This is a genomic window from Desulfonatronum sp. SC1, from assembly GCF_003046795.1.
Lineage (GTDB): Bacteria > Desulfobacterota > Desulfovibrionia > Desulfovibrionales > Desulfonatronaceae > Desulfonatronum.
Map to the genome: position 1 here is coordinate 84,039 of NZ_PZKN01000014.1, position 12,174 is coordinate 96,212.

11 protein-coding genes are annotated in these 12,174 nt (G+C 60.0%); 3 read left to right on the forward strand and 8 right to left on the reverse strand.

Features of this window, described 5'->3' with window-relative positions:
- Positions 1-60 precede the first annotated feature (60 nt).
- From C6366_RS09490 to C6366_RS09525, 8 genes are all read right to left on the reverse strand, one after another.
- Entirely contained in the window at positions 61-669 is a 609-nt protein-coding gene (locus C6366_RS09490; protein ID WP_051434705.1) for an electron transport complex protein RnfA, read from the reverse strand.
- 100 nt (positions 670-769) lie between these two features.
- Positions 770-2,047, reverse strand: a complete 1,278-nt coding sequence (locus tag C6366_RS09495; RefSeq protein WP_107737369.1) for a phenylacetate--CoA ligase family protein — start codon at positions 2,045-2,047, stop codon at positions 770-772.
- 201 nt (positions 2,048-2,248) lie between these two features.
- Positions 2,249-3,529: an MFS transporter gene (locus tag C6366_RS09500; RefSeq protein WP_107737371.1), complete on the reverse strand. Its 1,281-nt coding sequence runs from the start codon at positions 3,527-3,529 to the stop codon at positions 2,249-2,251.
- A gap of 52 nt (positions 3,530-3,581) precedes the next feature.
- Positions 3,582-4,049 (reverse strand): hypothetical protein, encoded by a 468-nt coding sequence (locus C6366_RS09505; RefSeq protein WP_107737372.1) that lies wholly within the window; start codon positions 4,047-4,049, stop codon positions 3,582-3,584.
- 374 nt (positions 4,050-4,423) lie between these two features.
- Positions 4,424-4,738, reverse strand: a complete 315-nt coding sequence (locus tag C6366_RS09510; RefSeq protein ID WP_107737374.1) for a cupin domain-containing protein — start codon at positions 4,736-4,738, stop codon at positions 4,424-4,426.
- A 58-nt stretch (positions 4,739-4,796) separates the two neighbouring features.
- On the reverse strand, positions 4,797-5,615 hold the full coding sequence (locus tag C6366_RS09515) for an ATP-binding protein (RefSeq protein WP_199221476.1): 819 nt from the start codon (positions 5,613-5,615) through the stop codon (positions 4,797-4,799).
- A gap of 198 nt (positions 5,616-5,813) precedes the next feature.
- The gene (gene hcp, locus C6366_RS09520; RefSeq protein WP_107737391.1) at positions 5,814-7,442 is read right to left on the reverse strand and encodes a hydroxylamine reductase; all 1,629 of its coding nucleotides are present in this window, start codon (positions 7,440-7,442) and stop codon (positions 5,814-5,816) included.
- Between the two features lie 242 nt (positions 7,443-7,684).
- Complete coding sequence (locus C6366_RS09525) at positions 7,685-9,403, reverse strand: DUF3365 domain-containing protein (protein WP_107737376.1); 1,719 nt, start codon at positions 9,401-9,403, stop codon at positions 7,685-7,687.
- A gap of 501 nt (positions 9,404-9,904) precedes the next feature.
- Between C6366_RS09525 and C6366_RS09535 the strand changes: the two genes are divergently transcribed.
- From C6366_RS09535 to C6366_RS09545, 3 genes are all read left to right on the forward strand, one after another.
- Complete coding sequence (locus C6366_RS09535; protein WP_107737379.1) at positions 9,905-11,263, forward strand: 4Fe-4S binding protein; 1,359 nt, start codon at positions 9,905-9,907, stop codon at positions 11,261-11,263.
- Between the two features lie 98 nt (positions 11,264-11,361).
- Positions 11,362-11,682, forward strand: a complete 321-nt coding sequence (locus tag C6366_RS09540) for a type II toxin-antitoxin system PrlF family antitoxin (protein WP_199221477.1) — start codon at positions 11,362-11,364, stop codon at positions 11,680-11,682.
- Positions 11,679-11,990: a type II toxin-antitoxin system YhaV family toxin gene (locus C6366_RS09545; RefSeq protein ID WP_107737383.1), complete on the forward strand. Its 312-nt coding sequence runs from the start codon at positions 11,679-11,681 to the stop codon at positions 11,988-11,990. Before C6366_RS09540 ends, C6366_RS09545 begins: the two co-directional genes overlap by 4 nt.
- The last annotated feature ends 184 nt before the right edge of the window (positions 11,991-12,174 follow it).

The window sequence follows — 12,174 nt, forward strand, 5'->3', positions numbered from 1 at the left end:
CATCCGGTTTAGGGAGAAAGCGCTCCGGCCGTGGCGCGGTTTCGGTTTTGAAGATCGCCGTTAAATCCGGATCATGCCGGAAAAGCCGACAAAGGCCAGGGACATGATCCCGATGACGATCAGGGTGATGCCCGGCCCGGCCAGACCTCGGGGCAAGGCTTGTTCGTTGATCTTCTCGCGGATGCCGCCGATGATGGCGATGGCCAGGGCCCAGCCAGTCCCTGCTCCAGCTCCGTAAGCCAAGGTTTGGAGCAGGTTGTAGGGCGTGCCCAGCATGAACAGCGAGACGCCGAGAATGGCGCAGTTGACCGTGATCAACGGCAGGAAGATTCCCAGGGCGTTGTAGAGCCCCTCGGAGATGCGTTCCACGACCATTTCCACGAACTGGACGAAAGCGGCGATGACCACGATGAACACGATCAGCCGCAAGTACTCCAGCTCCAGAGGCACGAGCAGATACCGGTAGACAAGGTAATTCAGCCCCGAGGTGCAGGTGGTCACGAAAATCACCGCCGCCCCCAGCCCCAGGCTGGTATCCACCTTCTTGGACACGCCCAGTACCGAGCACATGCCCAGGAAACGGGTCAGAAGAATATTGTCCGTAAAGGCCGCGGAAATAAAGATGAGCATGACCGAGGCGAAGCTGGTCAGGTTGGCGGCGTCTTCCATGCGTTCCTCCTTAAGAGAAAACCGGTTCGGAAGTACTTAGACCGGCTATAGAGGACTGGCAAGCCCGGCGTTTAATGGGATTTCGGGTGCGAGCCATGTTCTACTTTCCATCATCGTAAGTCCGTTCATCCACCAACGGCGGAGCGTTTTCGTCCAGCCTTTCTCCTTCTCCAAGAATTCTTACTTCCGGGCGCAGCTTCAACCCTTCCTGGAACACGGCCTGGATTTTTTCCGGCTCCACGGCCTCACTGAGTTCCACCCACAGCTCCAGACGATCCTTGCCCTTGGGGTTGGACACAACCACCTGCCACCGGGCCACCGACGGGACCAGGCACATGGCTTGGGCCACCTGGTGGGGGTAGATGAACTGGCCCTTGACCTTGGCCGTGTCGTCGGCCCGGCCCAGGATGCCGGCCAGTTTGGGGGCGGTGCGTCCGCAGGCGCAGGGTTCGGTGACCAGCCGGGAAAGATCCCCGGTGGCGAAGCGGATCAGCGGATACACGGGGTTGAACGGGGTGACCACCACCTCGCCGATCTCACCGGCGGGCAACGGTTCGCCGGTTTTCGGGTCGCAGATTTCCACCAGACAGCGCGATGACAGGTGCATCCCGCCAAGCGCCGGACACTCGTAGGCGATGCAGCCCAGGTCCGCGGTGCCGTAGCCCTGGCGGACCAGCATGCCGAAGCTGTTTTCCAGGTCCTGGCGCACGGACTCGGTCAGCCGTTCGGCGGCCACGAATGCGGTCCGTAGCTGAAAGTCCCGACGCGGGTCCTTGCCCTGGCCCACGGCCTTGTCCCGGATAATTTTCAGGAAACTGGCCATACCAACGAACCCGGTCACCGGCCAGGTGGTCATGATCTCCACCTGCTGCATGGTGTTGCCCGGTCCAGCGGGGATCACGGCGCAGCCCAGTTCGCGCAAGGGCTCTTCCAGCATCAGACCGGCCGGGGTGAGGTGGTAGCCGAAAGTCATTTGGACCAGGTCGGATTTGCGAAACCCCGCTGCGTGAAACGCCTCGGCCCAGCCCCAGAAATCCCGGGCGCATCCCTCCGGGTCGGCGATGGGGCCGGGGGAAAAATAGAGGCGGCGCAGATCGCCCAGGTCCGTGGTCAACAGCCCGCCCAGGCGAGGACCGGTGCGTTGCAGATCGATCAACTGCTTCTTGCGCAGCACCGGGATGCGCGGCCAGTCTTGCGGGGACCGGATGTCGTCCGGCGTCAGCCCCGCGCTCTCCAACCTGGCCTTGAACGCGGGCGCCTCGGTCCAGGCTTGGCGGGCCAAGTCCCTGACCACGTGCCATTTACGGTCACGACGTTGTTCCTCGGGTTCTTGTTCCATTTCGTGATATATGCCGCCGCTTCGTGATGCGTCGTCCATGGATCGCTCCTTAATTCCTGGTTCTGATGACGTTTCGAGATGGCCGGGGTAAGGCTCGATATGCGCTGAGCCGTCCAAATTATCCCATCGTGCATCGGCATGGTTAACCTGAACGGGACGAATATTCAACACCATCGTCAACGCGTCGTGGTCGGTGAAAACGCGCTCCGACATACTTCCCCGGCAGACTCCTCGGATAGATTAACTGGGCCGCAAAACGCCGCGGACAAGAACAAGGACGATCAGGCCGGTCATGGCCGAGGCCGCCGCGATGGCGGAGAAGCCGAAGGCCACGTATAACCAGCCTGCAAGGGCGCTGCCCGCGGCGTAGCCGAAATTTTCAAAGGTCGCGGACAGGCTGAGGTAGCGGCCCAGTTCTCCGGCGGGAACCAGTTCGGTTTGCAGAGCCCGGAAGGCACTGCCCCGGGCCGCGGCGCAGCCCATGATCAGAGGGAAGAGCATGAACGCCCCACCGGGCCAGTGGGTCAACAACGGACTGACAAGCATGAACAGCCCCGCACCCAGGGAGCCGAAGACGATCAGGCCGTAACGCCCGATCCGGTCCGAGAGTCGTCCCAGGAGTACGCTGCTGATGACCACGGCTACTCCACCGGCGGAAAAGACCCAGGCCACCTGCTGACTGGTCATGGACAAAACTTGCTCCATCCACAGGGGAAAGAACGGAATGAACAAGCCCATGCCTCCGAAGAGGCAGACCCCCACCCCGCATCCGGCAAGCAACCGGGGTGAAGCCAGGTGTCGGCGCATGTCCCTGAACATAGTCGGCCAGGAGATGGACGGGGTGGGCGGCAGGGCCGGCATCCAGCGCCAAGCCAGCCAGGCCGCTCCGGCCATGAGCAGCCCCAGCGCGACGAAGGGCAGGCGGTCGTCCATGGCCCCGGACAGGAATGCCCCGGCCGGGACACCGACGATCTGCCCGGCGGCGAAGCCGCTGATGATCCAACCCGTGGCCCATCCTCGATGAGACGGAGGGATGTAGTCGCCCACCGCGGCCAGGGTCCCGGTGGTCAGAGCCCCTCCCACGGCCCCGGCCAGTATCCGCATCAGAAGCATGGCCGAATAGGAGTAGGCCCACCAATGGGCGAAGAGCACCAGGGCCATCAAGGCGCTGGCCAGCATCAACAATCGCTTGCGGCCGAGCCGGTCGGAGACCGGCCCCCAGGCCAGGGTGCAGACGCCCAGGGAGATTGCGTATCCGGAAATCAACCAGCCCAGGTGGACCTCCGGAACGTCCAGGCGGACGCTGATCCGGGGCAAGAGCGGAGCCACGATCATGAATTGGCTCCAGGTGGCGAAAAGCAGTACCCACAGGACCGCGAGGATTTTTCTAGAGGAGGCCGGGTCGTAGGGAGGCGACGGCTCAACAGGGCCGTCCGTGCTTTTTTTGGGGAGGCTCCGTGAGGGATTCTTCTCGATAACTCGTGCGGGAAGCGGGACGGAAGAGTCGCTGACGGGTGACATGAGGTGTGAGAACGGCGGTACGCCGCGAGAGCGGAAGCCTCCTAGCCGTCGGTTAAGAGGCTCCGGGGGCTTCGGCGCAACACCTCAGCATCTTCAGGCCATCCTCGAACAGGACTTCTATCATGTTCGGCTTGATGAACCTCTGGACGTACCCCGGACCGAAAACCGAGTGGTTGATCACGTCTCCGTCCCCAAAATCGGCGGTCATGGCGTAGGGTTTAACGTCCCCCGGAGCCGCGGAGGCAACTTTGTTCTCCCAGAGGGCCAGAACCTCGGGGGAGGGCTTTTTGGGGGCCGCGGGTTTCTTGGCCGCTGAGGCCCTGGGCTTTTTCTCGGCCGGTGCTTTGGGCTGGGCGGCGGCCTTGGGGGGGCGGTGAGCGTGTTGCCCCCCACACACCTTGCATTGCACCTTGCCAATTTTTTCGTCGATCATGACTACAACATGGTGGTCCGTGACGGTCTTACATTTGCGGCAGGACGATTCGACCGAGCTGCCGGCCTGGATGGTTTCGGTGGTCATAGCGATCCTTCTGAGGGTCACGTCGCTCCGGAGAGTTCGTGACAGATGTTCCGGGTAAAAAAAGCCACAAGGAGCGTTTCCCCTTGTGGCGCGCCAACCGTAAAATTCTATTCGTTTCCCGTGGAACAGGCAATGGCCGCGAAAATCGTACTCGCGCTCAGCCGGTCCAACTGCTTGACAACCACTTTCCCGACCCCGCGGAAATCGTGGAATACACCTCCACCATGCTGGTTCCGCCTCTTTGCCGAGGCCTTGGTGCTGGATACCAGCAGCTGAATTCGTCGATTCCGGATTCGGCCTCCAGGCGATCAATAATAAACGGGCCGGACTTTTCAGCCCGGCCCGTTTATTTTTTTCACTGGCGATTGAATCCATCAAATCGGCGGAGCGATGGTCACCAAGGTCCGCATGTCCGTGGTCGCCTTGATGCCGTGGGGCACGCTGATGTCGCAGACCAGGACGTCGCCGGGCTTGGCCGGGAGGGTTCCGTCCTTGGCCAGGAATTCTCCCTCGCCTTCAACGATCAGGATCGAAAGCTGACCTTCAATGTCGTGGGAATGGATGGGCAGTTGCTGTCCGGCCCTGAAGTTGAAGTTCAGAATTTTGAAGTAGGGCGAGTCATGGACCAGAAACTTGCTCAGCCCCAGGTCGTTGAAACCATTGGCCTCGAAAAGATTGATCTTCTTCATGACGGTACTCCTTGGTTTAGAGGTGTTTTTCTTTTGTTTCGGTCAACGCGAGCCGTTCTTACAAAGGTTTCATGCCCTTGAACTCCACCCTGCCCTGCTGGGCGATTTGGCCTTGGCGGGTGATTACGATTTCCTGGTATGGGATGCGTTTGCCGGAGATGATCAGGGCCTGACGGACGATTTCAGCCAACCCGGCGCAGCAGGGCACTTCCATGGACAACACGGTGATGCTGTTGATCCCGGCCTGATTAAAGATTTCGACGAAGCGCTCGACATAGCTCTGGGCGTCGTCGAACTTGGGGCAGCCGAGCATGATCACTTTGCCGGGCAGCAGTTCCTGGTGCAGAGCCGGGTAGGCGGCCGGAGCGCAGTCCGCGGCCACCAGCAGATTCGCGCCTTTCAAAAAGGGTGCGTGCGGGGGGATCAGCCGGATCTGGACCGGCCAGTGGGTCAGGGCCGAGACCGGTTGCTCCGCGGAACGCGGACCTGGAGCGGCCGGAGACGGGCTTGGCGCGGGCTTGGCCGGGGCAAAGGTGGCCATGGCCGAGCCGGGGCATCCGCAGCCCAGGGTTGGGCCGGCTTTCGGCTTTTGGTCGGCTTGGGCTTGCTCCGCGGCCTTGAGTTCGTGCAGCCGCTCCTCCACGGCTTCCTCGTCAAACGCATCGGCCTCGCGTTTGATGACCGTGATGGCGTCCTTGGGGCAGGTTCCCAGGCAGGCGCCCAGGCCGTCGCAATACTTCTCGGCCACCAATCTGGCCTTGCCGTCGATGATTTCAATGGCCCCTTCGGCGCAGCCGGGCACGCAGACGCCGCAGCCGTCGCACAGGTCATCGTCGATGCGAACGATATCTCTCATTTCTCTCAGTTGCCTGGTCATGGTTCGGCTCTCCTTGTTGTCGCGGTTTGGCGGTCGCGCTGGGCGGGTTCACCGTGCGCGCGACTCCTTTATGCCGCATCAAGGAATCGGTTGCCTTGATCTGGGTCAAGTTTGGAAAAGAGTATTATTTTTTCTGGACCCTGGAAATGAAAAAGGGGGCGTTAACCCCCTTTTTCATTCAGTTCCCACGACTTCGAACTAGCCGAGAATGGCCTTCAGGTCTTCGTCCGGAGTGGTGATGGGTTTGATGTTGAAGGTGTCCACCAGGACCTGGAGCACGTTGGGCGAGGTGAAGGCCGGCAGTGAGGGTCCGAGGCGGATATCCTGGATGCCCAGGTGCAGCAGGGTCAGCAGGATGGCCACGGCCTTCTGTTCGTACCAGGACAGGACCAGGGACAGGGGCAGTTCGTTCACGCCCACGCCAAAGGCCTTGGACAGGGCCACGGCCACCTGGATGGCCGAGTAGGCATCGTTGCACTGGCCCATGTCCAGCAGCCGGGGCAGGCCGTCGATGGCGCCCAGATCCTTGTCGAAAAAGCGGAACTTGCCGCAGGCCAGGGTCAGGACCACGCAGTCCGAGGGCACCTTTTCCACGAACTCGGTGTAGTAGTTACGGCCGGGCTTGGCCCCGTCGCAGCCGGCAACCAGGAAAAAGTGGCGGATCTTCTTGTTCTTGACCAGTTCGACGACCTTGTCCGCCGCGGAAAGCACCGCGTTGCGGGCAAAGCCGGTCATTACGGTCTTGCCGGGGACGTCCTCGGCAAAGCCGGGCATTTCCAGGGCCTTGGCGATCACCGGACCGAATTCGCCGTTCTTGACGTGCTGGACCCCGGGAAAGCCCACCAGACCGGTGGTGAAGATGTTGCCCTTGTAGCTTTCCTGCGGGCGCTGGATGCAGTTGGTGGTCATCAGGATGGCCCCGGGGAAGGCGCTGAATTCCTTGTGCTGGTTCTGCCAGGCCGTGCCGTAGTGGCCATGGAAGTGCGAATAGGCCTTCAACTTGGGATAGCCGTGGGCCGGCAGCATTTCCCCGTGGGTGTAGATGTTGATGCCCTTGCCTTGGGTCTGCTTGAGCAGTTCGTCCAGATCCTTCAGGTCGTGGCCGGACACCAGGATGGCCTTGCCCTTTATCGGACCAAGGGGCACGGGCGTGGGGACCGGGTCGCCGTAGGCGCCGGTATTGGCCGCGTCCAGAATCTCCATGGTCTTCAGGTTGACCTCGCCGCAGCGCAGCACCAGTCCCAGCCAGTCTGGCAGCTCCAGATCCGTGCGGGTCATGGTGGCCATGGCCTCATGGATGAAGGCGTACACCGAGTCGTCGGTTTGGCCCAGAATCCGGGCGTGATCGGCATAGGCGGCCACACCTTTGAGTCCGAACAGCAGGGTATGCTTCAGGGAGCGCTTGTCCGGGTCGATCACCTTGTCGTTGTGCAGACCGTGCTCTTCGCCTTGGTGGACCAAGCCGTCCATGGTCGGAGCAGGCTCGAAGGTCGCTTCCGGAACATCGAATTCCGCAACGCCGCCCGCTGCCTTGACCTTGGCCCGCAGTTCCTCGCGGTAGGTGACAGCCTGTTTGATCAGGGGCACGAACCGCTCCGGATCGAAGTCCACGTTTGTCAACGTGGAAAACAGGGCCTCGCAGGCAAAAGCGTCGACATCCGCGCTCTTCACGCCCACCTTGCGGCCTTCGTGGGCCACCAGCCCCAACCCCTGCAGTGCATACACCAGCAGGTCCTGCAACGCGGCAACGTCCGGCTGTTTGCCGCACACGCCGACCTTCTCGCATCCCTGGCCCTTGGCCGTCTGTTCACACTGGTAACAAAACATCGTCATGACTCGCCTCCTCAGAATCTATAGGTTTGGTGAAAAGGATTTTCCGCCGAACACGGGTCCCGTTCTACCTAACTTGCAAAGCCGCGCCTTGATCTATGTCAAAAAGCCGCAAATCCGTTTTTCTGATGCTTTTCGGCAATGTCCGCTGTCAGTTTTTCCAGGGCGCATCTGTCTCGTTCAGTTGATGCAGATGCCCCCATGTCGACTCATGCCCCATCTCGCTGTGATGGTTGCCGCTACACGAGGTCCTGCCCGCCCTTGGGCAGCGTAAAATACACGGTCGTTCCCTGCCCTTGTGCGCTTTCCACCCAGATTCGGCCCTCATGCTTCTCGATGAACTGTTTGCAGATGACCAAGCCGAGGCCGGTTCCCTTCTCGCCTTCCGTCCCAAGCTGACGCTTATCCTTGGAAATGGTGAAGAGGTTGGACAGCCTCTCCTTGTTTATGCCGATACCGCTGTCTTTCACGGTCATCTGAATAACGTCGCCTTCTTGTCGGGCCGTAACGAGAACTTCTCCGCCACGGGGCGTGAATTTCACGGCATTGAAGAGCAGGTTGCGAATGACGGTGTTGATCATCGGCTTGTCGATCATGGCCGTCATGTTATGGGGGATGTCAATGGTAATGAAGATGCCCTTTTGATCGGCCACCCCCTGGGCCGATTTCAGGCTAATATCCGCCAATTCACGCAAATCGGACGACTTCCTTACAAACTCCAGGTTGCCTTGCTCCATGCGCGCCCATTGCATCAAGTCTTCCAAAAGCGCCATCACATTGCGCGTGCTCGTATGCAGTTCCACAGCCAGATGGGCGATCTCATGTTCCGAGAAGAGCTTGATGTCTTCGGAAAGCAGCTGGGTTGATGTCATCAGGCCGGACAAGGGGGATTTCAGGTCATGGGCGATAATGGAAAAGAGTCTGTCTTTGGCCTCATTGGATCTTCGCAGCTGCTGATTGACCTGCCTGATCATCTCCTCGGCCTGTTCGCGTTCAGCCATTTCTCTTCGTAGTTTGGCGTTGGACCTTTCAAGCTCCATCGTTCGTCGCCGAACACGATCTTCAAGTTCGTTTCGTTCAATTTGGAGGGCTTTGGACATGCTGTTGAACGTGTTGGCGAGATCGACCAGTTCCGTGCCTTTGGGCGGCGTGATCTGCTCCCCCAAGTGCGCGGGGTCCGTGGCGATGGCCTGGGCCTTGTCGCGAAGATATCCCAATGGGCTGAATATCCAGCGTTTGTTCAGGAACACGGTCACGCAGAAAAGGCCCACGAGTACGGTCCCGAACGCAATGGCCAACTGCAAAGTGAGGTGATTGACGGATGTGTACGCCGCTTCAAGAGGTATCCGGATGGATACGGCTGAGACGACCTCATCCTCCGTCCGGTTAAAGCTGCGCTCCGAGCCGTAGGCTTCCACGAGGCCCCGTGGGGCGAACTCCGGTTCGGAATGGCAACGGAGACATGTTGCTTCCATGGTCTCGCCGCGTTGCAAAACAGTGAAATAGGGCTCACCGTCGAAGATCCGGATTTCAGACAACGAATGCAACCCTTCGTCCTGGTTCAGCCTTTCAATGAAATCCCGTTCCAGGACGTCGGCTTCATTAGCCGGGTGACGAGCATTGATTGCCGCTTCCTTGTAATAATAAGGAATGTCGTGCAATCCTTTAAAATACTCTTCCATTTCGCGCACGGCATATGTTGAGGACATCCACACCGGGTCGAACTGCTCGCCCAGTTCAGGTGCGTTTGCCGCGGCGAAGTCAAACAAGGTCGGTCTGAGTTGATGCGAGAAATAGGTATGCACGGCCAACCTGGAATCCAGAATCACCTGAGCCTTGTCCTGGGCTTCGAGCAAGGCATGCTCTTTCATCCTGGCATTTACAAAGAGAATCGAGATCAAGGCGGTGACAAGAATAACTCCCCCAATCGTCGCGGCCAGGCGGGTATTTATGCTCATATGTTCTCCTGTTATTTAGCCAAAGGCCATTCCCGGAGCTTTACGACTTTCGTCGGCAAGCGGCGCAAGCGCGTCGGGTCTGCATCTCAAGGGGCAGTGAAAGCGTCTTGCCCGTCGGACTCGCTACTCTCAACCCGGTTGCGCCCGCTGGCATTCGCCCGCAGCAACGCCTGATCGGCGGGTTTGAACAGCGTGTCGGCGTTATCGCCTGTGCCCATGGTCGTCAGCCACGTTGCACCAGAGCGGTTCATGGTCGCATTCAGCTTCTCGTCTGAAACCACGTTCCAGGAAATCCGTCAACACGGGAGGTAGTATCGAAGATTTGGCGCAAGCTTGTCTCGACTCTGGCCCCCGCGGCAATCCCGCATCTTGATCTGAATCAAATTCTGTAACGTAGAAGAGCAAAATAGCATGTGCGCCGAGAATTGATCCAGATCAAGGCAGGTGCGAATATTTTCGGCCTATCGGTTGGTTTCCCTTTCATCTTGCCACGGAGCCCGCATGACCCCGCCCACATCGTCTCCACCGCGCACCACTCTGCGCACCACCATATGTACTTTAGGCGCCCTGACCCCGCCGACCTTGTCCTGTCTGTTGCTGGCGGCCCATTATCTGCGCTCCGGGGATCTGGGAATGGTCGCGGTCTGCCTGGCCCTGCCCGGGCTGTTTTTTCTGCGCCGGGCCTGGGTCCGTCCGGTGTTGCAGGCGGCCTTTGCCGCGGGCATGGCCGTCTGGGTGCTGGCCATGATGGACCTGATCCAGTTTCGGCAGGTGGTCGGTCTGCCGTGGCTGCGCCTGGCCCTAATCCTGGGCTCGGTGGCCGTGGTCACGGGCGCCGGAGCCCTGTTTCTCGAAACCCGCGTTCTTCGAGAACGCTTCAGCCGAAGGCCCGAAGCGGCATTGGTCCAGTCCGGGGCGTTTCTGCTCACGGTTTGCGCTTTGGCGCTGGCCCAGGCCAAGGTTTCCTTCCCGATCCTTCTCGGTGACCGCTTTTTTCCAGGCTTCGGCGCGCTCCAAATCCTGGGCATGGGGCTCTATGCGGCGTGGATCGCCGGCAAGCTGACCAACCCGGAGCGGGCTCCCCTGGCGCGGGCCCGGATGTGGCTGTTCTTTTCCGTGATCTTTTTCGGCCAACTGGCCCTGGGCTTAGCCGGATGGGAGCGGTTCTTGATGACCGGGGACCTGCATTTGCCGGTTCCGGCCTTGATTCTGGCCGGACCGATCTATCGGGGGGAGGGGTTCTTCATGCTCATTCTCTTTTTGAGCACGGTTCTCTTGGTGGGACCGGCCTGGTGCAGTCATCTCTGCTACATCGGGGCCTGGGACCACCAGGCGGCCCTGCGGACCAAACGCCCGCAAACCCTGCCGTCCTGGGCCTTCCCGGCCCGCCTGGCCATTTTCGCGCTGATCATGCTCACAGCCTTGGGACTGCGCCTGCTGGACGTTCACTGGACCTGGGCCGTGGCCCTGGCCGCCGGGTTTGGTCTGGCGGGAGTGGGGATCATGGCCGCGATATCCCGCAAAATGGGCGTGATGGCCCACTGCACGGTCTTCTGCCCGGTGGGACTGGCCGCGGTGGTCCTGGGGCGGCTGCTGCCCTGGCGGCTGCGCATCAATCAGGACTGCGACGCCTGCGGTCGCTGCGCCCGGGTTTGTCGGTACGGCGCCCTGGAGCCCGGACACCTCGCCAACCGAAAACCCGGCCTGTCCTGCACCCTCTGCGGAGACTGCATCCACCGCTGCCGCGACAACCGCCTGTCCTACGGCTTCGCCCGCCTCTCACCCACCACGTCCCGCCATTTGTTCATCCTGCTGATCACCGTCCTGCATGCCGTGTTTCTGGCCACGGCCAGGATATGATTTGAGTTGGAAGGGGTGCAGTCATTTGAAATATAAATCGGAGTTGACGCTGCAATGCACACGCATTACCTTCGGCCAATACCATGAAGGAGGTTATCATGCCGACATCAACCTTGTTCGAGTCAACCCTGACGGAACGCTACCAGACCACCATTCCCAAGATCGTCCGTGAAACCCTTGGGCTTGGGAAAGGGGACAAGCTCAAGTACAGCATTGATGCCGGAAAAGTGTCCATTGCTCGTATCGATGAGGTGGAGAATGATCCAATACTGGAGGGATTTCTCGCGTTTCTGGCCCGAGACATGGAACGGCATCAGGAACGGATTCAGACGGTTGACAGTGGTCTTGCCCAACGAATCACGTCCTTGACGCGGAACATCCAGGTGGATCTTGACCAGCCGCTGGATGAAGACGGATGAGCGACGCTCCACGGCAACTCGTCGTCAATGGATGGTCAATTTACGCCCACCCGTTGTTCCTGGACCAGTTGGAACGGCTTGCGGCGCAAGTGTCGAGTCTGAGGGACAAGGACCCTGATGGGTATCAGAAAAAAAATGTCGCCAAACGTCTTGCGGCCATCACCAGGCTGGCCTTCGAGATCATTCCCCAGGATCCAGGGCGCCCGGAGTACCGCCAGGGCAGAACGTTGGGCGGCCAACGCAAGCACTGGCTTCGAGCCAAGTTTTTTCAACAGGAGTTTAACAGATTGAACGTCATTTTTTTTTGAAAACGCAAGTGATTTCGGTGTGTTAAGTCGCCAATTCCTGTAAGACCCCACTGCTCACTCCGTAGCCCATGGCCTTCAGTATCTGGGCCTGGGCGTCGCTTGGTTCCTCAAGCTTGCGGGTCGCTTTTCGTGCCCCGGCATTCCAACAAAGACATGAATGGAGTGTGCGCATCTGCTGCATTGT

Bases quoted from the DNA above. Each gene is read 5' to 3' on its own strand.
- C6366_RS09545 (WP_107737383.1), top strand. From the start codon at position 11,679: ATGAGCGACGCTCCACGGCAACTCGTCGTCAATGGATGGTCAATTTAC.
- C6366_RS09495 (WP_107737369.1), bottom strand. From the start codon at position 2,047: ATGGACGACGCATCACGAAGCGGCGGCATATATCACGAAATGGAACAA.
- C6366_RS09490 (WP_051434705.1), bottom strand. From the start codon at position 669: ATGGAAGACGCCGCCAACCTGACCAGCTTCGCCTCGGTCATGCTCATC.
- C6366_RS09540 (WP_199221477.1), top strand. From the start codon at position 11,362: ATGCCGACATCAACCTTGTTCGAGTCAACCCTGACGGAACGCTACCAG.
- hcp (WP_107737391.1), bottom strand. From the start codon at position 7,442: ATGTTTTGTTACCAGTGTGAACAGACGGCCAAGGGCCAGGGATGCGAG.
- C6366_RS09505 (WP_107737372.1), bottom strand. From the start codon at position 4,049: ATGACCACCGAAACCATCCAGGCCGGCAGCTCGGTCGAATCGTCCTGC.
- C6366_RS09500 (WP_107737371.1), bottom strand. From the start codon at position 3,529: ATGTCACCCGTCAGCGACTCTTCCGTCCCGCTTCCCGCACGAGTTATC.
- C6366_RS09510 (WP_107737374.1), bottom strand. From the start codon at position 4,738: ATGAAGAAGATCAATCTTTTCGAGGCCAATGGTTTCAACGACCTGGGG.
- C6366_RS09525 (WP_107737376.1), bottom strand. From the start codon at position 9,403: ATGAGCATAAATACCCGCCTGGCCGCGACGATTGGGGGAGTTATTCTT.
- C6366_RS09535 (WP_107737379.1), top strand. From the start codon at position 9,905: ATGACCCCGCCCACATCGTCTCCACCGCGCACCACTCTGCGCACCACC.
- C6366_RS09515 (WP_199221476.1), bottom strand. From the start codon at position 5,615: ATGACCAGGCAACTGAGAGAAATGAGAGATATCGTTCGCATCGACGAT.